Source organism: Mycobacterium sp. 852002-51613_SCH5001154 (assembly GCF_001667425.1).
Taxonomy (GTDB): domain Bacteria; phylum Actinomycetota; class Actinomycetes; order Mycobacteriales; family Mycobacteriaceae; genus Mycobacterium.
Genome location: NZ_LZII01000060.1, coordinates 28,870 through 49,330, shown reverse-complemented (window position 1 = coordinate 49,330; position 20,461 = coordinate 28,870). Strand labels below are relative to the sequence as shown.

At 69.5% G+C, this 20,461-nt stretch carries 18 protein-coding genes and 1 pseudogene; 9 read left to right on the top strand and 10 right to left on the bottom strand.

The genetic code is table 11. The features are described 5' to 3' along the window. Positions 1-230 precede the first annotated feature (230 nt). Positions 231-644, top strand: coding sequence for a hypothetical protein (locus A5750_RS16840; protein ID WP_066947194.1), 414 nt, complete (start codon positions 231-233; stop codon positions 642-644). Positions 645-876: 232 nt separating this feature from the next. Then, complete coding sequence (locus A5750_RS16835; RefSeq protein WP_066947191.1) at positions 877-1,353, top strand: YbjN domain-containing protein; 477 nt, start codon at positions 877-879, stop codon at positions 1,351-1,353. On the opposite strand, the pseudogene A5750_RS16830 reads toward A5750_RS16835, so the two are convergent. Then, positions 1,350-2,553, bottom strand: a pseudogene (locus A5750_RS16830) (acyltransferase family protein). The gene A5750_RS16835 and the pseudogene A5750_RS16830 overlap by 4 nt on opposite strands. Before the next feature lie 154 nt (positions 2,554-2,707). On the opposite strand from A5750_RS16830, the gene A5750_RS16825 reads away from it, so the two are divergent. Together A5750_RS16825 and A5750_RS16820 are read left to right on the top strand one after the other, a co-directional pair. Further along, on the top strand, positions 2,708-3,985 hold the full coding sequence (locus tag A5750_RS16825) for a DUF3068 domain-containing protein (protein ID WP_197505447.1): 1,278 nt from the start codon (positions 2,708-2,710) through the stop codon (positions 3,983-3,985). An 8-nt stretch (positions 3,986-3,993) separates the two neighbouring features. Further along, positions 3,994-5,727: a hypothetical protein gene (locus A5750_RS16820; RefSeq protein WP_067264327.1), complete on the top strand. Its 1,734-nt coding sequence runs from the start codon at positions 3,994-3,996 to the stop codon at positions 5,725-5,727. An 18-nt stretch (positions 5,728-5,745) separates the two neighbouring features. Here A5750_RS16820 and A5750_RS16815 read toward each other — a convergent pair whose 3' ends face one another. Next, on the bottom strand, positions 5,746-6,900 hold the full coding sequence (locus A5750_RS16815) for a glycosyltransferase family 4 protein (RefSeq protein ID WP_067264325.1): 1,155 nt from the start codon (positions 6,898-6,900) through the stop codon (positions 5,746-5,748). Between the two features lie 123 nt (positions 6,901-7,023). On the opposite strand from A5750_RS16815, the gene A5750_RS16810 reads away from it, so the two are divergent. The 4 genes from A5750_RS16810 to A5750_RS16800 all read left to right on the top strand — a co-directional run bounded on the left by A5750_RS16810 (position 7,024) and on the right by A5750_RS16800 (position 10,458). After that, positions 7,024-7,791, top strand: a complete 768-nt coding sequence (locus A5750_RS16810) for a class I SAM-dependent methyltransferase (protein WP_066947181.1) — start codon at positions 7,024-7,026, stop codon at positions 7,789-7,791. Positions 7,792-7,885: 94 nt separating this feature from the next. After that, complete coding sequence (locus A5750_RS16805) at positions 7,886-9,358, top strand: aldehyde dehydrogenase (RefSeq protein ID WP_066947175.1); 1,473 nt, start codon at positions 7,886-7,888, stop codon at positions 9,356-9,358. A 312-nt stretch (positions 9,359-9,670) separates the two neighbouring features. Beyond that, positions 9,671-9,802, top strand: a complete 132-nt coding sequence (locus A5750_RS26520; RefSeq protein ID WP_255360740.1) for a hypothetical protein — start codon at positions 9,671-9,673, stop codon at positions 9,800-9,802. 89 nt (positions 9,803-9,891) lie between these two features. Next, positions 9,892-10,458 carry a TetR/AcrR family transcriptional regulator gene (locus A5750_RS16800; RefSeq protein ID WP_066947651.1) on the top strand — a complete coding sequence of 189 codons (567 nt, stop codon included), beginning with the start codon at positions 9,892-9,894 and terminating at the stop codon, positions 10,456-10,458. A 4-nt stretch (positions 10,459-10,462) separates the two neighbouring features. Here A5750_RS16800 and A5750_RS16795 read toward each other — a convergent pair whose 3' ends face one another. The 6 genes from A5750_RS16795 to A5750_RS16770 all read right to left on the bottom strand — a co-directional run bounded on the left by A5750_RS16795 (position 10,463) and on the right by A5750_RS16770 (position 16,702). Next, positions 10,463-10,759, bottom strand: coding sequence for a hypothetical protein (locus A5750_RS16795; RefSeq protein ID WP_066947170.1), 297 nt, complete (start codon positions 10,757-10,759; stop codon positions 10,463-10,465). Then, positions 10,756-12,249 carry a class I adenylate-forming enzyme family protein gene (locus tag A5750_RS16790; RefSeq protein ID WP_066947166.1) on the bottom strand — a complete coding sequence of 498 codons (1,494 nt, stop codon included), beginning with the start codon at positions 12,247-12,249 and terminating at the stop codon, positions 10,756-10,758. The genes A5750_RS16795 and A5750_RS16790 overlap by 4 nt, the downstream gene beginning before the upstream one ends. Before the next feature lie 66 nt (positions 12,250-12,315). Next, positions 12,316-13,092, bottom strand: coding sequence for a crotonase/enoyl-CoA hydratase family protein (locus A5750_RS16785; protein WP_066947648.1), 777 nt, complete (start codon positions 13,090-13,092; stop codon positions 12,316-12,318). Between the two features lie 117 nt (positions 13,093-13,209). Then, complete coding sequence (locus A5750_RS16780; protein ID WP_066947162.1) at positions 13,210-14,619, bottom strand: wax ester/triacylglycerol synthase family O-acyltransferase; 1,410 nt, start codon at positions 14,617-14,619, stop codon at positions 13,210-13,212. Positions 14,620-14,663: 44 nt separating this feature from the next. Then, the gene (locus A5750_RS16775) at positions 14,664-15,845 is read right to left on the bottom strand and encodes an alpha/beta hydrolase (protein WP_066947158.1); all 1,182 of its coding nucleotides are present in this window, start codon (positions 15,843-15,845) and stop codon (positions 14,664-14,666) included. A 188-nt stretch (positions 15,846-16,033) separates the two neighbouring features. Continuing rightward, the gene (locus A5750_RS16770; RefSeq protein ID WP_066947155.1) at positions 16,034-16,702 is read right to left on the bottom strand and encodes an SAM-dependent methyltransferase; all 669 of its coding nucleotides are present in this window, start codon (positions 16,700-16,702) and stop codon (positions 16,034-16,036) included. 349 nt (positions 16,703-17,051) lie between these two features. Here A5750_RS16770 and A5750_RS16765 point away from each other — a divergent pair, with 349 nt between their 5' ends. Next, positions 17,052-17,951 carry an alpha/beta hydrolase gene (locus A5750_RS16765; protein ID WP_066947152.1) on the top strand — a complete coding sequence of 300 codons (900 nt, stop codon included), beginning with the start codon at positions 17,052-17,054 and terminating at the stop codon, positions 17,949-17,951. Between the two features lie 7 nt (positions 17,952-17,958). Here the strand turns inward: A5750_RS16765 and A5750_RS16760 are convergent, their stop codons facing one another. Then, positions 17,959-19,263: an amidohydrolase family protein gene (locus A5750_RS16760; protein ID WP_066947147.1), complete on the bottom strand. Its 1,305-nt coding sequence runs from the start codon at positions 19,261-19,263 to the stop codon at positions 17,959-17,961. Beyond that, a complete protein-coding gene (locus tag A5750_RS16755; protein WP_066947130.1) occupies positions 19,257-20,447 on the bottom strand; it encodes a CoA transferase in 1,191 nt (396 codons plus the stop codon). The genes A5750_RS16760 and A5750_RS16755 overlap by 7 nt, the downstream gene beginning before the upstream one ends. Between the last annotated feature and the right edge of the window lie 14 nt (positions 20,448-20,461).

Sequence of the window (20,461 nt, the reverse complement as noted above, 5' to 3'; positions counted from 1 at the left end):
GCCCCGCAACCCGCACCCCCTGCGCCTAAACCACCAGCGCCAAAGCTCGGTGAGGGACCGATGATTGGCGGCGGACCCTCCTTCGGACCTCAAGTAGTCCCGCCTCCCCACGCCCATCCGCACTGGCTTGGTGAAACCAACATCGAAGAATGGGAGGAAGGCCCGGCCGGCAGCCACTAACACAATCTGGCCATTACGATCTTGTTTGACGGTGAGAAAGCATGGTGCTTATGAGCCTGATCTATGCCGAACTGGCCGAGAAGTTGCACTTCGGCGATGACGCGGTGTTGTTGGCCATGGACGACGCCGGGGTAAGTGAAGTGCGGGCCGCTGTGACCCAGGCGGCGCAGCATGGTTCGGCTCAACTGGACCACGGTGCGACGATTCACCAGTTTTTCATCGAACCCGGCGCAGCTGAGGTTGAGTTCCATGAAGGTCTCGTGGTCTGGCGGCTCGATGCCACCAAGGCGGAAGAAATCACGGTATTGCTGGACTCGATGATCGGTTCTGGAATTCCCGAAGGCCACCACTATGTAGATATCTCCAAGCCTGCAGACATGCTCGTCCTCTCGCGAAACGAGTACCCCCTGGAACTTCTACCTCCCGAAGCCGTATACCCCCCGCCCGCCAATTCTGCTTTTTGAGGACCGTCGGGTCAGCAGCTGCTACGTCTACCTCGCCGAGATCGCGAACACGCTGGGGCACACGGCCGACGGCTCGGTCCTGGATCCGGTTGGCGTGCAGGCGTTCTGCATGACCCGTGGCGGGCTACAAGGTGCCCCATACCCTCGAGTCCGTCCACGCAGACCTGCAGGCCGGCGAGCCGGCCTGACGCACACCAAGAATCCTCCAAGCACGCGGCCCCATCATCGGGCGATGCAGATCGAACCGCTGAGCACGGAGCTGATCGACCGTTACCTGCGATCGCGTGAGTTGCGCTTCTTCCGCAGCGGTGACGGCGAGGAGTTCATGATGCTGCCCAGCTACGAGCGCGGCAGGTTGCACGTGAACCTGCGGATCAACGGTCTGCGGCGGGACATCTTCGAGATCTCGATCAGCCCCGCCGGGCACTATGCCGCGACCGAGCGACCGCGGCTGATGGAACTGGTCAACGACTGGAATCGCGAAACCCATTGGCCCAAGGCGTTTGTGCGCGAGACCGCCCAGCCGAGCCAGGTGAGCGTGGTCGGGGAGAACGCGTACCTGCTGACCGACGGCATCCACGTCGAGGGGTTGGGCAATCTCATCCGATCGACCGTCGAGTACGGGGCCGATCTGTTCCAAAAGATCGAGCGGGCCATCTGCCTGCCGTCGGCGGACACGCTCGAGGAGTGGATGGACCGCACCGGCTAGGGCGCGATAGCGTCCGCCTCGGCGTCGGCGACTTCGTCGGTTTCGGCCGGCCTCTCACGTTTCTCCCAGCGCCGCAACGCTTCCCGGCAGGGCGACTCGACCAGCCCGTAGCTGACCGCCGCGATCGCCCACCCGAAGATCAGCGTCAGCACCAGCACCGAGGGCATCCGGCCGGTGAACGCGAACGTCCCCAGCACCGGGAACACCATGGCCAGCGCGGCCAGGTGCCACACGAACAGGCCGTAGGACCACCGTCCCAGCGTCACCATGACTGTGCTGCCGAGCAGTCGGTGACCGGTGTCGACCCGGTCCAGCACCAGCGGGGCGACGAGCGCGAACGCCACGACTGCGCCCGCCGCCGTCTTGACCGCGAACTGGGTGGCGGTGCCCGGAATAAGGCCCTCCGGGCCGGCCAGCGGGGAGGCCGCAAGCAGGTAGGCCAGCACGGCGACGACGGCCATCGGCACCCGCCGGCGTGCCCACCGGTGCGGCAGGCCGACCGGGCTGTGGACCCATTCGGCCAGCAGCATGCCCGCGGCGAACCAGGAGAAGAACGCCGGCGGCCAGTTGAGCGGGTTGGTGCCGGCCCCGGAATGGAAAGGCACCCAACCCCAGGCCCAGCTCAGCGCCGCCAGCGCAGCGATCGCCGGCACCCGCGCGCCGACCGGCAGCCGCCGGGCCAGCAACGCCAGAATCGGCAACGCCAGATAGAAGCTGACCTCGACCGAAAGGCTCCACATCTGGGTCAGCCCGCCGGTCAGGGTGAGCGGCACATAGATCTGGAAGAGGGTCAGGTTGGCCAGCCACACGGTCGGGCTGGCGTGGTCCGCGTCGGGCAGCAGCGACAAAATCACGACGACCGCCGCCAAATAGGCGGGCATGATGCGAACCACGCGAGAGCGCAGATAGTGGCCGGTGCGGGGGCTCGGTCTCAGGCCGCGTGCCGCCGCGGCGTGGCCGCGCCACAACAGGAAGCCCGACAATGCGAAGAACACCGCGACGGCCAGATCGAAGCGGCCGAACAGCCGCCCGGTGACACCGCTGGAGTGCCCGGTCTGGAACGCGACGTGCGTGACGACCACGCCCATGGCCGCGCAGGCGCGCATCCCCTCCACGGCGGGCAGGAAGCTGCGCGTCCCGCCCACCTGCCGGCCATCGGTCACCCCCACAGTCTGCATCTGATGGGTTGGGAGAACGAATGGGTACACCCGAAGCACCCGCGCGATAGCGACAGGTTCGTAAGCCGGGGCCTTACGTTCTGCTGTTAGGGTCAAACGGGTTTGCCTCGGTGCTTGCTCAGGTCGGGGTGGGTCGCGGCTGACGGCGCAAGAGAGCACTAGGAGGGCACAGCAACGTGAACCGAGCAGTCATGTTGCGGTTCGCCGCATGCGGGATCATCGGTCTCGGGGCCGCCCTGCTGATCGCCGCGCTGCTGTTATCGACGTACACCACCAGCAGGATCACTAAGGTCCCGCTCAACATCGACACCACGCTGATCAGCGACGGCACCGGAACCGCGCTGGACTCCGCATCCCTGTCGACCGATCACGTCGTCGTCAACCAGAACGTCCCCCTGGTTTCCCAGCAGCAGGTCAGCGTCGAGTCGCCCGCCAACGCCGACGTGGTCACGCTGCAGGTCGGAACCTCGGTGCGGCGCACCGACAAGCAGAAGGACAGCGGGCTGCTGCTGGCGATCGTCGACACCGTCACCCTCAACCGCAAGACCGCGATGGCCGTCTCCGACGACGCCCACACAGGCGGCTCGGTCCAGAAGCCGCGCGCCGTCAACGACGAGAACCCACCCACCGCGATGCCCCTGCGGCACGACGGGTTGTCCTACCGGTTCCCCTTCCACACCGAGAAGAAGACGTACCCCTACTTCGATCCGATCGCGCAGAAGCCGTTCGACGTCAACTACGACACCCAAGAAGACGTCAACGGCCTGACCACCTACAAGTTCACTCAGAACATCGGCTACAACGGCGACGGCAAGCTGGTGGCGCCCGTGGCGTACCCATCGCTGTTGGCCGGCAACGAGGACGCCAAGCAGACCACCTCCGCGTCGATGTGGGGCGTGCAGGGCGGTGATCCGAACGAGCAGATCACCATGACGCGCTACTACGCGGCGCAGCGGACCTTCTGGGTGGACCCCGTGTCGGGCACCATCGTCAAGGAGACCGAGCACGCCAACCACTACTTCGCCCGCGACCCGCTCAAGCCGGAGCTGACGCTGGCCGACTACAAGGTCACCTCCAACCAGGACACCGTCGAATCGCAGGTCAACGCCGCCCGCGACGAGCGCGACCGGCTGTCGCTGTGGTCGCGGGTGCTGCCGATCACCTTCACCGCGGTCGGTTTGATCGCGCTGGTCGGTGGCGGCCTGCTCGCCTCGTTCAGCCTGCGGACCGAGAGCGCGTTGACCGATCCCGGCCTGGACCGGGGTGACCAGGACTTCTTCGGCCGCACCGGGCTCGAGGAGCCGGTGCCCGGCGCCGAGGCCGAGACCGAGAAGCTGCCCACGCAGCGCCCCGGCTCGCGCGACGATCCCGGCGCGGACGCGCCCACCCTCGGCTCCGATGAGCCGCCCGACTCGGGGCCGCCCGAGCCCGCCAGTCCGCCCGAACGGGAGTAGCCCGCCAGGTGCGCTGGACCCGACCCGGATACGCGTTGGTCTTGGCGCTGCTGGTGGTCGGGCCGCTGCTCAAGCCCGGTTACCTGCTGCTGCGCGACGCGGTGTCCACGCCGCGCTCGTATGTGTCCGACACCGCGCTGGGCTTGACGTCGGCGCCGCGGGCGACACCGCAAGACTTCGCGGTGGCGCTGGCCTCGCACGTGCTGGACGGCGGCGTCGTGGTGAAGGCGCTCCTCGTTCTGGGGCTCTGGCTCGCGGGATGGGGCGCGGCCCAACTGGTCGCGACGGCGCTGCCCGACGCGGGCGTGGCCGGCCAGCTCGTCGCCACCACGCTGGCGATCTGGAACCCGTATGTCGCCGAGCGGCTACTTCAGGGCCACTGGAGCCTCCTGGTCGGCTACGGCTGTTTGCCCTGGGTTGCGGCGGCGATGCTAAAGCTGCGGACGGCCTCCGGTTCGTTGTTCGGGTTGGCCTTTTGGATCGCGCTGGCCGGGCTGACGCCGACCGGTCTGCTGCTCGCCGCGACGGTCGGGCTGGTGTGCGTAGCCGTACCCGGCGCGGGCCGGTCCCGCCGGGTGTGCGCCGCGGCGACGCTGGGCGCCGCGCTGGTGGCGGCGCTGCCCTGGCTGACCGCGTCGGTACTGGGCTCGTCGCTGACCTCCCACACGGCGGCGAACACGTTGGGGGTGGCCGCGTTCGCGCCGCGCGCCGAGCCGGGTCTGGGCACACTCGCCAGCCTGGCCAGCCTGGGCGGGATCTGGAACGGCGAGGCGGTGCCGATCTCGCGGACCACCCTGTTCGCCGTGGCGTCGGCCATGGTGTTGCTGGGCGTGGTGGCGGTCGGAATGCCGACGGTGGTTCGCCGCCCCGCGGTGCGACCGCTGCTCGTGTTGGCGGCGGTGGCCGTGCTGGTTCCGGCCGGGCTGGCGACCGGCCCGGGACTGCATTTGCTGGGCGCAGTGGTTGACGCCGCGCCCGGATTCGGCGTCCTGCGCGACGGGCAGAAGTGGGTGGCGCTGGCCGTGCCGGGCTACGCGCTGTCGGGTGCGGGCGCGGTGTTGGCGCTGAGCCGGTGGATGTGGCCGGCCCTGACGGCCCCGGTCTGCTGTCTCGCGCTGATCTTCGCGCTGCCCGACCTCGCCTGGGGGGTATGGGGCCAGGTGTCGCCGGTGCAGTACCCGCGCGGGTGGACTGCGGTGGCCGCCGCGATCAACGGCCAGCCCGCGACGGTGGCGGTGATGCCGGCCGGCACCATGCGGCTGTACTCCTGGTCGGGTCGGGCGCCGGTGCTGGATCCGTTGCCCCGCTGGGTGCGCGCCGACGTCCTGAGCACGGGCGACCTGGTCATCTCGGGGACCGTCATCCCGGGCGAGGGCGCCCGGGCCCGCGCGGTGCAGCAGTTGCTGCTGGACGGGCCCGATCCGTCCGCCCTGGCCCCGGCCGGGGTGGGTTGGCTGGTCGTGGAATCGGACACCGCCGGCGACATGGGGGCATCCGCCCGCACCCTGGATGCGCTGACGCCGGTCTACCGCGACGACAACCTTGCGCTCTATCGCATGGGCGGCCACACCGCCGGGGTGTCCGCCACCGCTCGCACGGCGACGCTGATCGCCCATCTGGCGTGGCTGGCGGCGCTGATGGTGGGCGGCGCCGGCGCGGCTGTCGGCGCCTGGCGCCGCCGCGCGGCGGCCGCTCCGCTGAACAACGGCGGCGCCACGCCGACAAACCCCGCCATGGATTGAGCCTCGCGGCGCCGGGGCTTACACCACGCCGCTGACCGGGTGGCCGGCCCGCATGGCCTCCAGGACCGCGCGCATGGCGTCGGCGCTTTGCCGCCAAGAGAATTCACCGCTTCGGGTGTGCGCCTTGGCGCCGAGTTGGTCGCGCAGAACGGGGTCGGAGAGCACCTGTTCGAGACGATCCACCAGTTCGGCGTGGGAGTCCACCAAGATCCCGGTCACCTCGTCGACGATCGAATCCGACAGGCCGCCCGAGGACCGGTAGCCGATGGTCGGGACCCGATGCTGAGCCGCCTCGACGACCGCCAGGCCCCAGCCCTCCTTGCGCGACGGCAGCAGCTGCACCCAAGAGCTTTGCAGCACATGGTGTTTGGTCACATCGTCGACGTGGCCGTGAAACGTCACCGCATCGGAGATGCCGAGCCGATGGACGTGGTCGACGAGCCGCTGTCGCCACCAGCCGTCGCCGACGATGTCGAGGTGCAGACCCGGTATCCGCGGCCGGAGCTGCGCGACGGCCTCGAGAGCGTCTTCGATCTGCTTGTGCGGAACCAGCCGCGACAGCACCACCACCCGGGGCGTGGCGGCGCGCGGGCCGGACAGCGTGCGCGCGGGGGCTTCGTCGAGGCCGTTGCGCACCACCGCGATCTGCGCGTGGTCGACGCCGAGCGCCACCAGGTCGCGCGCCGACGGCAGCGACACCGTCACGTACTGGTTGCGCCGGTTCAGCCATGGCGACAGCGTCGACTCGACGAACCAGCCGAGCCGGCCGAGCGCTGGGCCGGCCACCGGCCACTGCTCGCGGTGGCAGTGGTGCACCAGCACGACGACCCGCCGGCCGTACACCAGGCGGGCGAGGAACGGCAGGCCGTTCTGGGTGTCGACGACCACGTCGGGGCGTACCCGCCGCAGGGGTCCGAGGCCCAGCCGCGCGGCAGCCATCGCGAGTAGTGCCCAGACGTAGACGGAATACCGGCCGCCGGCGCGGTCGATGCGCACGCCGTCGACCACTTCGCGGCGAGGGGCCCCGGGGTAGCGGGCGGTGCGCAGGGTGACATCGATGCCGGACGCGGCCAGCTGCGCGCCGATGCGCTGCAAGTAGGCCTCGCTGCCGCCGCCCTGCGGGTGTCCGGTATCGCGCCAGCACAGCAGGAGCACGGAGCGCAGACCAGACATCACCGGTCAGCCTATCCCGGTGACCCAGCCCGGCAACGATGCGCGTCGCGGGCGGCGGCTATTCGGTCACTCGCCGCACTGACCTGGACCGCTCGATGCACCCATGCTGCGTAGGGTTGGCCGGTGGCCGTGACCGACGTCTTCGCGCGGCGGGCGACCCTGGCCCGCGCGCTGCGGCTGCTGTCCGAATTCCGCTTCGAACAGTCGGAGCCGGCCCGGTTCTATGGCGCGCTGGCGGCCGATACCGCGGCGATGGTGGGCGACCTGTGGCTGGCCGCGACCGGCGAGACCCCCGCCGGCCGCACCCTGCTCGACGTCGGTGGCGGTCCCGGCTATTTCTCGGCCGCGTTCGCCGACGCCGGGATCCGCTACGTCGGCGTCGAACCCGACCCAAGCGAGATGCACGCGGCGGGACCCCTGCCCGCAGGCGGGGACGGGAACTTCGTCCGCGCCTCGGGCATGGCGCTCCCGTTCGCCGACGACTCGGTGGACATCTGCCTGTCGTCCAACGTCGCCGAACACGTGCCGCGGCCGTGGCAGCTGGGCGCCGAGATGCTGCGGGTGACCAAGCCGGGAGGGCTGGCCGTGCTCTCCTACACCGTCTGGCTGGGCCCGTTCGGGGGGCACGAGATGGGCCTGACCCATTACCTCGGGGGCGCCCGGGCCGCCGCCCGCTACGCCCGCAAACACGGGCATCCGGCGAAAAACAACTACGGGTCGTCGTTGTTCGCGGTGTCGGCGGCCGACGGCCTGCAGTGGGCGGCCAGCACCGGGGCCGCGGTGGCCGCATTCCCCCGCTACCACCCCCGATGGGCGTGGTGGATGACCTCGGTGCCGCTGCTCCGGGAGTTCGCGGTCAGCAATCTGGTGCTGGTGCTGCGGCCCCGATAATGAAACATGTTCTCGTTTTGCGTCCGCTTGGGTAGGGTGGCGCCATGCGCGCCGGCGACGATGCGGCGCGAAGCAATGAGGAGGAGCGGCGCAGATGCCCGAGAGCCAAACGACGGAATACGACAAGCTTTTCATCGGCGGTAAGTGGACTGAGCCGTCGACCGACGAGGTGATCGAGGTGCGCTGCCCGGCCACCGGCGAGTATGTCGGCAAGGTGCCGATGGCGGCGCCCGCCGACGTCGACGCCGCGGTGGCCGCTGCCCGCGCCGCCTTCGACAACGGACCCTGGCCCACGACGCCGCCCAAGGAGCGCGCGGCCGTGATCGCCAACGCGCTCAAGTTGATGGAGGAGCGCAAGGACCTGTTCACCCAGCTGCTGGCGGCCGAGACCGGCCAGCCGCCGATGGGTGTCGAAACGATGCACTGGATGAGCTCCATCGGGGCGCTGAACTTCTTCGCCGGCCCCGCCGCCGACCAGGTCAAGTGGAAAGAGGTCCGCACCGGCGGCTACGGGCAGAGCATCGTCTACCGCGAGCCCATCGGCGTGGTGGGCGCGATCGTCGCGTGGAACGTGCCGCTGTTCCTGGCGGTCAACAAGCTGGGCCCGGCGCTGCTGGCCGGCTGCACCGTGGTGCTCAAGCCGGCCGCCGAAACGCCGCTGAGCGCAAACGCTTTGGCGGAGGCCTTCGCCGAGGCGGGGCTGCCCGAGGGGGTGCTGTCGGTGGTGCCCGGCGGGATCGAGACCGGCCAGGCGCTGACCTCCAACCCGGGAGTCGACCTCTTCTCATTCACCGGCAGCTCGGCCGTCGGCAAGGAGATCGGCCGGCGCGCCGCGGACATGCTCAAGCCGTGCACGCTGGAGCTCGGCGGCAAGTCTGCGGCCATCGTCCTCGAGGACGTCGACCTGGCGGCCGCGGTCCCCATGCTGGTGTTCTCCGGGATCATGAACACCGGGCAGGCCTGCGTGGCCCAGACCCGGATCCTGGCCCCGCGCTCGCGCTACGACGAAATCGTGGATGCGGTAAGCGCTTTCGTGCAGGCGCTGCCGGTGGGCCTGCCGTCGGACCCGGCCGCCCAGATCGGTTCGCTGATCTCGGAGAAGCAGCGCGCGCGGGTCGAGGGCTACATCGCCAAGGGCATCGAGGAGGGCGCGCGGCTGGTGTGCGGCGGCGGCCGCCCCGAGGGCCTGGACAGCGGCTTCTTCGTGCAGCCCACGGTGTTCGCCGACGTCGACAACAAGATGACGATCGCCCAGGAGGAGATCTTCGGGCCCGTGCTGAGCATCATTCCCTACGACACCGAGGAGGACGCGATCAAGATCGCCAACGACTCGGTGTACGGCCTGGCCGGCAGCGTGTGGACCACCGACGTGGAGCGTGGCATCGCGGTTTCGGAGAAGATCCGTACCGGCACCTACGCGATCAACTGGTATGCGTTCGACCCCTGCTGTCCGTTCGGGGGTTACAAGAACTCCGGCATCGGCCGCGAGAACGGCCCCGAAGGTGTGGAGCACTTCACCCAGCAGAAGAGCGTGCTCATGCCGATGGGCCACACGATCGAGGGCTGACCGCCCGGTACGCAGCGAGCGTGCACGCACCGCGACGAATGAGAAACGACCTCGCGGTGGGTGCACGTTCGGCGTTTCAGGCCCTGGGTGAAGGTGGCGGTGAAGGTGCCGGCGCCGGGGCCACAGCCCCAGAATTATGCAAAATAGCATAGAAACCTGATTGTTACGCCCACGTCAAACACGATTTACGATGGCGCGTGGCGACATTTCCCGTGGTTCGGCGCTTACATAGGGAATAGATTTGCTTACTAAACCGCTGTCTTATATGCTTCTAAGCATAATCATGGGCTGCACTCAGGCCGGGAGAGAATCATGTGGATCATCGAGCTGAACATCGGCGGCTATCAATTCACCCGCGAGATGCCCGACCTCAAGCGCCGGAATTTCCGCTTCAGCCCACGCAGCATGCATTGGCCGGTACTGCGGCATTCACACGCTGCATGACGTTAGCCACGGGAGGCACGAGAGTGGCGACCACGAGCGAAACAGTGCAGGAGCTCACCCCGACGAAGCGCGGCGGCACGCGCAGAAAAATGCTGGCCAGCGCCGCCGAGGTGATGCGTGAACGAGGCGCCGCGGGAGTGACCATCGATGCGGTGCTCGCCCGCAGCGGCGCGCCGCGCGGATCGGTCTACTACCACTTCCCCGACGGCCGCAATCAGATTCTGATCGAGGCGCTGCGGTATTCCGGTGATTCCATCACCGCGATGATCGACGACGCCGCCGAGCAGGGCGCCCGGGTGCTGCTGGGCAGGTTCGTCGAATTCTGGGAGCGTCTGTTGACCGAGGGCGGCTTCACCGCCGGCTGCCCGGTGGTGGCCGCGGCGATCGGCTCGGACGACGACGATGCCCGGCTTTCCGCCGAGGCCGGCGCCATCCTGGGCCGCTGGTGCGCGTCGCTGACCCGGGCCTTCACCCACGACGGCTTCGACGAGCCGTGCGCCGCCTCGCTGGCGGTGATGTCGATCGCCGCGCTCGAGGGCGCCATCGTGCTGTCCCGGTCGACCGGCAGCATCGACCCGTTGCGTCAGGTTGGCGACCAGCTCGAATTCCTGATCAAGGCAAGGGAATTCGTGCTTCGCAATAATATCGGGGAGTAACTCCTCAGTCGCTGGCCGGAAGCGGCTTGACCTCTTTCAGCTGCAGCGCGGTCGCTCCGACGCTTAGGCTCCCGGCGCCCGGCTTGGTCACCAGCACCTCGGCACCGGTCTCGTCGACGTAGCGCTTGCCCATCACGGTGCCGTCGGCAAAGGCCGGGTCCAATTCGCCCGAACGCTCGCCGCCAATCGGCACCATAGGCGCACCGCCACAACGCAAGTCGTCGAGGCTGTCGGCACTCCTGACGACGATCACCTGTGTGTCACACACCTGGCTGGCCAAGCGGGTTCCGTTCTTGATCATGCCTTCAGCCCTTCTAGCATCTCGATGATCTCCCGGCGAAGTACCTTGCCGGTGGGGGTCGTGGGCAGCTCGTCGCGAAACACTACCCGGTCCGGGGTTCGCGACCCGCGCAAGCTTTTCCGGACATGCTCGCGCAATTCCTCGGGATCCGGTTCCGCACCGGGGCGGGGCACCACCACCGCGACGATCGCCTGGCCCCACTGCGGATCCTCGACACCGACCACGACGACGTCCCGCACGTGCGGGTGCTCCACCAACACCTCTTCGAGCTCGGCGGGCGCGATGTTCTCACCACCGCGGATGATGGTGTCGTCGCTGCGGCCGCCGATGAACAGGTAGCCGTCCTCGTCGAGCATGGCGATGTCTTTGGTTGGGAACCAGCCGTTTTCGTCGAGCACCGAACCGATCCCGGTGTAGCGTCCGGAGACCTGCTCGCCGCGGACGAACAGCTCGCCGGTCTCGCCCGGCCCCAGCACGTTGCCGTCCTCGTCGCGAATCTCGATCTCGATGCCGGGCACCGGCTGACCGACCGACGCCAGCCGCCTGGCGACCTCCGGTGCCTCCGCGGCCTGCGCGGCCCGGTGGTCGTCCGGGGTGAGTACGGCGATGGTCGAGCTCGTCTCGGTCAGGCCGTAGGCGTTGACGAAGCCGACGCCCGGCAGAAGTTCGAGGGCCCGGCGGACGAGCGGCAGCCCCACCTTGGACCCGCCGTAGGCCAGGTTGCGCAGCGACGGCAGCTCGTGGCCCTCGGCCTCCAGCGCGGCAACGATGCGATCCAGCATGGTGGGCACCACGGTCGCGGTGGTCACGTTCTCGGCGTTGATCAGCCGAACCCATTCCTGCGCATCGAAATTCGGCAGATAGACCATCTTGCGCCCGGCATACAGGTTCGACAGCGCGGCGCCCACCCCCGCGATGTGATACGGCGGCACGCAGATCAGTGCGGCGTCGCTCTCGGCGGCCGACTCGAATTCAACCGTGCCGGTCACGTAGCTGGTCAGGTTGTTGTGCGACAGTTCGACGGCCTTGGGCTGCGACGTGGTGCCCGAGGTGAACAGCACGATCGCGACCGAGTCCGGGTCGGGGAACTCCGCGGCCGGCTCGTTGTCGCGGGCGGCCGCCAGGAATTCGTCGGTGGTCATCAGCCGCGCCGCGGCGTCGCCGACCATGTCCCGGTAGCGGCTGTCGACGATCACCACGGGCTCGGGCAGGCGCTCGATGAGCGCCTGGATGCCGTCGGCGGAGAGCCGGTAATTGATCGGCGTGAACGGCAACCCGGCGCGCGCGGCGGCGAAGATCAGCACCGGCAGCATCGCGCCGCCGGTGCCCACGTAGGCGACGTGCCGGGCATTCGACCCAGCGATCACCCCGGCGCCGCCGTCGGCGAGATCGCTGAGCTGCTGCGTCGTCAGCCGAGTGTCGCCGGAGACCACCGCGGTCCGATCGGGATTGCTCGACGCGGCCATCTCCAGAAGCAAAGAAATGCTCATCCTCGGTCTTCCTGGATCCCCACGCCTTTACAAAACTTAGTCACAGTGTAACCCGTCCGGCCGACGTCAGCTGCCCGTCCAGCGCGGTGGGCGCTTCTCGGCGAACGCGATGGCGCCCTCTTTGGCGTCGTTGGACGCGAACACCGGACCCAGGATCGTGTTCTGCTCGGCGAACATGTTCTCGGGGCTCCAGCCGCGCGACTCGACGATGATCCGCTTGGTGGCGGCCACCGCGAGCGGCCCGTTGGCGGCGATCTTCTCGGCCAGCGCGATGGCCTCGTCGAGCGCCTTGCCCGGCTCGGCCAGCACGTTGACCAGCCCCAGCTTGTGGGCGCGCTCGGCCGGCAGGTTGTCGCCGGTGAGCGCAAGCTCCATGGCGATGGCGGACGGGATGCGCTGCGGCAGGCGCAGCAGACCGCCGCCACCTGCGACCAGCCCGCGCTTGACCTCGGGGATGCCGAAGGCCGAATCCCTGGACGCGACGATCAGGTCGGTGGCCAGCGCCAACTCGGTGCCGCCGGCCAGGGCGTAGCCCTCGACCGCCGCGATCAGCGGTTTGATGGGTGGGCGTTCGGTGAAGCCCATGCCGCGCCCCTGAACGATGGGGAGTTCGCCGCGCGCGAAGGCCTTGAGGTCCATGCCCGCGCAGAACGATCCGCCGGCGCCGGTAAGGATGCCCACCGAAAGACCCGGGTCGCCGTCGAGCCGGTCGACGGCCTCGGCCAGGCCGTTGGCCACCGCGGCGTTGACAGCGTTCTTGGCCTTCGGCCGGTTGATCGTGATGATCAGGATCCGATCCCGCTGTTCGACCAGGACCTCGGGTTCGCTGGGTTCTTCGCTCACGGTGCTCACGTGCCGCACAGCTCCTTAAGGGTAGGGATGGCTGCTTATCCGACCGATGGTAACGGTCGGCGGAAACGGCATTGGCACCAGCCGAGAGTCCCGTTTCCGGGACAGTCCTCAGGCGGGCGCCATCGCGGCTTCGACGACGGTGAGTTCCTCGGAAAGCCCTGCGGCCCTTCGTATTTCGATGAAGTCCGCGACCATGGCCTCGGTCACCTCGTGCGGGTCCTTGAGCGTCGCACCGTCGGACAGCACCGAGATGTTGAGCTGGTCGACGTAGCTCCACACGGTGATGTTGAGGCCGCTACCGGCGGTCAGCGGGCCCACCGAATAGATCTCGGTGACCAGCGCCCCGCCGACCCGCCCGCGTTCGCGTGGGCCGGGCACGTTGGAGATGTTCAGGTTGAGGATCTTGTTGTGCCCGTCGCGGCCGGACGCCCACCGGAAGAAAGCCTGGGTCGGCGCGGGCGGCATGTAGGCCGCCCAGCGGCTGACCAGCTCGGGACCCATCAGCTGGTTGCTTTCCTTGGCGGCGATGGCGTTCTCGTGGGTGCACCGCACCCGCTCCAGCGGATCGTCGGAGTCGGTCGGCAGGCCCACCAGCACGCCGGTGAAGCGATTGCCGGAGATCCGCTCGGGCGAGAAGTCGAAACTCATCGGCACCGACGCCAGCAGGGGCACGGCCGTGCCGTCGTAGCGCAGCAACAAGGTGCGCAGGGCACCGGTGGCCATGGCCAGGACCATGTCATTGATCGTCGCCCCGAGCCGCTTGCCGGTCTCCTTGACGTCGGCCAGCGCCAGGGTGGCGGTGGCGAACCGGCGCTCCGCGGTGATCTTGTGGTTCATGAAAGTCGGTGGCGGTTCGAACGGCCGGCTCAACTCCGGTGACAACTTGCGTGAGCTGCGCCGGACCCGGCCCAGCCCCTGCGCGGTGTAGCGGACCGTCGCGGGGATTCGCCCGACGTGCCGCAGGTGATCCGCGAACGCCGAACCCATCAGCTGCCGGGCGGTGGGCGCCGGGTCGGACATGTACGGGCCGCCCTCCGGCCCGGGCTGCAGGTCCATGCCGCGGGCCATCAGGTTGGCCGAGGCGACGCCGTCGGCGAGCGCGTGGTGGATCTTGCCGACCACGGCGATCCGGTTGTTCGCCAGCCCTTCGATGAAGTACATCTCCCAGAGGGGGCGGCTGCGGTCCAACGCAGTGCTGGCGATGCGCCCGATGGCGTCGTCCAGCTCGCGCCGGCCGCCGGGCGCGGGCAACCGCATCGGGCGAATGTGGTAGTCGAGGTCGACCTCGCAGTGCTCCCGCCACATCGGGTGGTGAAGCTGGAAGGGAATCTCGACCAACTGGTAGCAGAATGGCTCGAGCTTGCCCAGCCGGCCGCGGATGACTTCGCGAAACGCCTCGACGCCGAAGTCAAGCCGATCTGAATCGAGTTCGATCACAGCGGCTTTGATGGTGTGCATGTGCACGTTCGGCGTTTCGCTGTAAAGCAGAACCGCGTCCCACCCGCTCAGCCGTTTCACCGCTGCCCCTTACCCATAAAGGGACCATACTCAGCAGCGGCAGTTCAGATAACCTCTTTGGCCGCGTTTGTCTTGGTGCGATAAACCTGGTTGAGGAACAGCGAAGTCGCGTGCGCCGCCGCTCCCGCCCGCTCCCCGTCGATGAGGTCGTACCCGTGGCCCGCCCCGGGCAACTCCAGGTAGCCGACCATCGAATGCGAGACCGCCCGCATCCGTTCGACGAAGCTGCGCGCCTGTTCGACGGGGATGACGCTGTCCTTGCTGCCGTGAATCACCAAGAACGGCGGGGCATTTCGGTGCACCCTCGCCATCGGCGACGCGTCGCGGAACACCTCGGGGTGACGGTCGATCCTGCGTTTGACCACGACCCGCTCCAGGAAGTCGACGAACCGGTCCCGCTCGGGAGTCGAGCGGTCCTCCCAGTCATAGCGACCGTAGATGCCGACCACGGCGTCCACCGAGGTGTTGGCGCCTTCGGGCAGCTTTGCGTGGTAACCCGGGTCATCGGGGGTGAGGCCGGCCAGTGCGGACAGGTGCCCGCCGGCCGAACAACCCGCCACCGCGACGAAATCGCGGTCGCCGCCGAACTTGTCGACGTTGGCGCGCGCCCACGCGATGGCCGTCTTGACGTCGATGATGTGCCGCGGCCACCGGTGATGCGGGGCGACGCGGTAGTCGATCGCCAGGCAGACCCAACCCTGCTCGGCCAGCCGGGACATCAGCGCGGAGCCCTGTCCCATGCACCTGCCGTGCACCCAGGCGCCGCCCGGGACGAAGATCAGCACCGGCGCGGGCTGGGCGGGCAGGTCCTTGCGGCGCCAGACGTCGAGCACTTGCGCGGGGTGGTCCCCGTAGTGGACCGCGCGACGGTGGAGGTAGCGGCGCTGACGCATCGCGTCCCAAATCGGCGGGGTTCGTAGCGCCGCGGGCCATTCCAGCTCGAGGTCGGCGGCCGACACGATCCCCCGCAGGGCCGCCAGGGACACGTCCCGAGTGCTCTCCCGATCCCGGCGGCGAATCTCCTCGCTGTCCGACGGCTGCCGAGGCTTGGTCATGCCGGAGAAGAAGTCCGGGGCGTGCCGTGCGCCCCAGATGCCCATCGCGGCGAGGCCACCGAGCGGTTCGAGGTGCTTGCCGACCACCGGCAGCGAAGCACCCGCGGCGCTCAAGGCCAGCGCGTAGTCGCCCGGACGCGCCCGCAGCAACTTTTTCGCGCACGATGTCATACTCGGCCTCCTTGCCGTCGTGTTAGGGCAGCGTACCCCCGGCCCCGGGTCCGAAACTGACGTTTGCGTCGACGCGACATCCGAGATCTGAAAGACACCTGGCGTGCGATTGCCCTGCGCAAATACGGGCTGCTATCGGCCGCCGTGGCGTTTGCTATCGGGGTGGTCCGAGGCCTGTTGCGACACGCTCACATCGCCGCCAGGCAGGCGATGACCCGCCCGCCGATCAGGCGGACACCGGTCAGCGTCAGACCGACCTGCGCGGCGAGCGCGGCGGCGCTGTCCGCGCCGACCGACGCCCACCGAAACCAGGGCCCGATCTCGCGTGCGGACTCCAGCCGGACCCAGCGCGAACGGATGCCGATGTTCTCGGCGTCGAACTCGGCCACGCAGTGCCCACCGCGGGCCAGCAGCTCGGCGGCCCGGCCCAGGATGCGGCGCGGGTCGCCGCCGAGGCCGACGTTGCCGTCGACCAGCAATACCGTCTGCCACAGACCCATCGCGGGCAGCGGGTCGAACACGTCGCCCAGCAGGACGGGCGCGCCGCCGCGGCCCGCCAACCGGATCGCGGCCACCGAGCGATCGATGCCCAGGGCCGGTATCCCCCGCTGAATCAGCCGGGCCACCAACCGGCCGGGCCCGCATCCCAATTCGATGGTCGGCCCGGTGCACATCTGCGTGACGGCTTCGTCGAAGACTTCGTCGAAGGCGTCACCAGAACCATCACCGGGACACACGTCATCGGGACATCGCACGCCCAGCCAGCGGTGGGCCGGCAGCGGTCGCAGCTCGCCGTCGTCATGGCGAATCCAACATCGCTCGCCGCCGAGCGCCCGATCGTAGAGATGCCCCAGCATTCACGTCCCTCGCGTCCTGCCCGGCCGGGCGGTCCACGCTCGGTCCCGGTGAGGGACGTTGCGACGACGAAACGCTGGCGCGTACCGCCCTCGCCAGCATTCCACCGATACCCCGATATTTCTTCGGCTAATCCACCGCCCTGGGGAACGCACCCGGGCGCGGAATGGTTCATCCGCGATCGCTTCGCTGAAGGCCGGCCCCCCGCGGCTGACCTGCACACAGGCCTTGCCGAGCACGGTGTCGACGAACCGCGAAGCATTTCCTGGCACGTTGCCTCCCGAAATCTGGATCACCGCATCCCACTGATACCAGGCCACTCGAGCGTTCCGCGTCGGTGATACTGATGCGGTGCCGAACACCGACGTTCACCCTGACCTGCAGCGGATCGCCCGTTTCACCCCGCGCCGACTCGTCGGCCCCCGGACCCTGCGGCTCATGCGGGCGGCGACGGCCTTGCGCGGGCGACTTGGTAAGCCCGCCCGCGACGTCGAGGTGATCACGCTCGGTTCTGGGGCCGGCGTCCGGCTGTTCCGGCCGGTCGGCGTGGTCGAGCCGACCCCGGCGCTGCTGTGGATCCACGGCGGCGGTTACGTGATCGGCACCGCCGAGCAGGACGACCGGCTCTGCAGAGCGTTCAGCCGGCGACTCGGCGCCACCGTCGCGTCGGTGGAATACCGCCTGGCGCCCGAACATCCGTATCCCGCCCCGTTGGAAGACTGCTATTCGGCGTTGACGTGGCTGGCCGGCTTGCCTTCCGTGGACCGCTACCGGGTGGCCATCGGCGGCGCGAGCGCCGGTGGCGGCCTGGCCGCAGCCCTGGCCCTGCTGGCCCGCGACCGCGCCGAGGTGAGCCCGGCATTTCAGCTGCTGAGCTATCCCATGCTCGACGACCGCAGCTCGGCCACCGCCCGCAAGTCCCACTATCGGCTCTGGGACAACCGCAGCAACGAGTTCGGTTGGGCGGCGTACCTCGGCGACGCCGACCCTCAGGTGGCCGTGCCGGGGCGCCGCGATGACCTGGGCGGGCTGCCGCCGGCCTGGATCGGGGTGGGCACGCACGACTTGTTCCACGACGAGGACCTGGCCTACGCCGAGCGCCTGACGGCCGCCGGGGTGCCGTGCCACGTCGAGACCGTTCCGGGCGCCTTCCACGGCTTCGACCTGGCCGTGCCCAAAGCGCAAGTGTCGCAGCGGTTTTTCGACAGCCAGTGCGGCATTCTGCGTTCCGCGCTCGCCGCCGCGCCGTGATCGCCGGTCACATCGCGAAGTAAACGAGTTCGCCGCCGATGATGGTGGCCGCCACCATGCCGGCGTCCAGCTCGGCCAACGCCGTCGCCGGCGGCTCGCTCAGCACACAGAGGTCGGCCGGCTGTCCGACCGCGACGGTTCGCGCCCGTCCCGGTCGCTCCGGCTCCCCCAGGAACATCGTCAAAGCCTCTCGGGCAGAGACACATTCGTTGGCGTTGAGGACGGTGCCGCTGAGGGTGGTGCGGTAGACCGCGGCGCGCATCGCCGTCCAGGGGTCGCCGTGACCGAAGGGCATGTCGGTGGACAGCGCCACCGGCACCGTCGCCTCCACGAGAGAGGCGACCCGCCACAGCTGAGGATGCTCGGCGGCGGGGACGTCGGCGAGGTAGTGATCGCCGCGCTCGGCGACGAAGTTGGGCTGCGTCACCACCGTGACCCCCAGGTCGGCGAGGTCGGCCAGGTTGTCGTCGGGCACGACGGCCGCGTGCTCGATGCGATCCCTCGGATGGCTGCCGGCCGCCCGCAGGGCCGCGATGGTGACCACTAGTTGGGCCGCGGTCACGCAGTGCACGGCGACCGGCCGGCCCGCGTCGTGCTGACCGGCGATCCAGTCCGTCAGCCCGTCCAGGTCGAGGCGGTCGTCGTGCAGGATCTTCTTGCCCGGACACAGGAAACTCGGCCGTGGCCGGAACTCCCCGCGCCGGTGGGCCACCATCAGCGACACCATGTCCTCGGCGTCGAGGTCCGGGGTGGCGTCGGTGACGCCGGTGACGCCGGTCGCGGTGATTCGCCGGCTCAGTTCCGCGAGGTCGCTTTCGCGCCGCGTCAGCAGGTCCGACCAGCCGTGGTCCGCGCTGCGCAGGCGCCCGTCGGGATGTTCGGCCAGCCCGACCCGGCCCAGCGCCTCGGAGTTGAGGATCCATAGCGCCCCACTGCGGTGCTGGATGCGCACCGGGACGCTGCGAACCATCGCGTCGAGGGCGGTCCGGTTCAGGTCGCCGGCCACCGACTCGTGGTAACCGACGGCGCGAATCCACCCGTCGGGGCCCGGCGTCGCATTCGACAGCAGCTGTGTCAGTTCGGCTTTGGTGCTGACCCCGGGCGGCCCGACGAAGAACGAATCCAGCGCGGAGGCCGCCGATCGCAGGTGCACGTGGTGGTCGTGGAGGCCGGGCAGCACGACCCCGCCACCGGCGTAGAGCACGCCCTCGCCGCGCTCGGCGACCAGGCCATCGCCGATTTCGTCGATCTGCTCGCCGACCCGGACGTCGGTGGTCGTCCCGTCCAGCAGCGTGGCGCGCCGAATCAGCATGGCGGGCAGCCTCGTTCGGCCACCATTGTGCGCACCGCCGCGTTGTCGGCGCCCAGCCGCGCCGCCGGGCGGCCCGGCGGCGGAACCGGCGGGGGCGGGGCGAGCAGGTCCGAGAGCGACGCTTGGGTCGGCAGCGCCGCGTAACCGGCGGCGACGGCGGCCATGGAGACCTCGATGAGCTCGCCGCCACCGCGGCCCAGTGATTCGGCGACCGCCCGCATGGCCTCCAGCCCCGTCAGCGGATCGGCGATGGCGTCACCGCAGAACACCGGTCCGTCGGCGGCGACGCCGACGAGGCCGCCACCCACCGCCGCGTCATCGCCGAACGCCGGCCTGGCGTCGTCATATCCGTTGATGCGCAACCAGATTCGGCCTCGACCCGGCTGAACATCGTCCGGCCCGAGCCGGCGCCGCGCCAGCGCCGCGGGGCGCGAGCCCTCGATGACCACGTCGGCGGCGGTGAGCAACTCGCGCAACTCGTCGGCCTGCCCGTCGAAATCGACACAGTACGAAAGCTTTTGACCGTTCACCCAGTCGAAGAACGCCCGGTTGCCGCCGCGGGTACCGTCCGGGCGGTCCGGGCGCTCGACCTTCACGACGGTCGCCCCGGCACTGGCCAGCAGCTGTCCGCACAGCGGGCCCGCCCACATCGAGGACAGGTCGGCGACCAGCAGCCCCGTGATGTCGCGCGCCGGTCCGCGGCCGCCCCGTGGCCGTGTTCGCGGCGGGGCGGCCGCGGCTTCGCCCAGACCCGCCGCGGGGATGTCGAGCAGCGTTGCGCGCTCCACGATCGCGCAAAGGGGTTGCGTTGCCGCCCAGCGCCGCAACGTCGGCCAGGGGTCGCAGGCAGCCTCATCGGTCTGCACCAGCGCGGGAACGGCGGCGACGTCGTCCGGGCGCGACAGCGTGATCGCACACCAGCCGTCGGCGGCGCCCAACAACCGGGTGGCGCCACCGGCGGACACCCGGCCGCCGCGGGTCAGGCCCAGCAAGGCGGCCCGCCCGGCCAGCAGGCCCGCGACATCGACGGTGATGCCCCAGCGCTCGGCCACGGCCGCGGCCACCCGCCGGGCGTGGGTCAGCACGTTCGCGCGGGAGAAGTCGGGCGGCCCATCCGGCAGGCCGGTCAGATAGGCCAGCCCGCTGCTCCCCCACATCGACGTAGCCGAGCTCACGTTCCCCATTGTGCTCGTGGTGC

Coding starts and splice junctions, on each gene's coding strand:
- A5750_RS16840 (WP_066947194.1), top strand. CDS start 231: ATGAGCCTGATCTATGCCGAACTGGCCGAGAAGTTGCACTTCGGCGAT.
- A5750_RS16835 (WP_066947191.1), top strand. CDS start 877: ATGCAGATCGAACCGCTGAGCACGGAGCTGATCGACCGTTACCTGCGA.
- A5750_RS16815 (WP_067264325.1), bottom strand. CDS start 6,900: ATGTCTGGTCTGCGCTCCGTGCTCCTGCTGTGCTGGCGCGATACCGGA.
- A5750_RS16805 (WP_066947175.1), top strand. CDS start 7,886: ATGCCCGAGAGCCAAACGACGGAATACGACAAGCTTTTCATCGGCGGT.
- A5750_RS26520 (WP_255360740.1), top strand. CDS start 9,671: ATGTGGATCATCGAGCTGAACATCGGCGGCTATCAATTCACCCGCGAG.
- A5750_RS16800 (WP_066947651.1), top strand. CDS start 9,892: ATGCTGGCCAGCGCCGCCGAGGTGATGCGTGAACGAGGCGCCGCGGGA.
- A5750_RS16795 (WP_066947170.1), bottom strand. CDS start 10,759: ATGATCAAGAACGGAACCCGCTTGGCCAGCCAGGTGTGTGACACACAG.
- A5750_RS16790 (WP_066947166.1), bottom strand. CDS start 12,249: ATGAGCATTTCTTTGCTTCTGGAGATGGCCGCGTCGAGCAATCCCGAT.
- A5750_RS16775 (WP_066947158.1), bottom strand. CDS start 15,845: ATGACATCGTGCGCGAAAAAGTTGCTGCGGGCGCGTCCGGGCGACTAC.
- A5750_RS16770 (WP_066947155.1), bottom strand. CDS start 16,702: ATGCTGGGGCATCTCTACGATCGGGCGCTCGGCGGCGAGCGATGTTGG.
- A5750_RS16760 (WP_066947147.1), bottom strand. CDS start 19,263: ATGCTGATTCGGCGCGCCACGCTGCTGGACGGGACGACCACCGACGTC.
- A5750_RS16755 (WP_066947130.1), bottom strand. CDS start 20,447: ATGGGGAACGTGAGCTCGGCTACGTCGATGTGGGGGAGCAGCGGGCTG.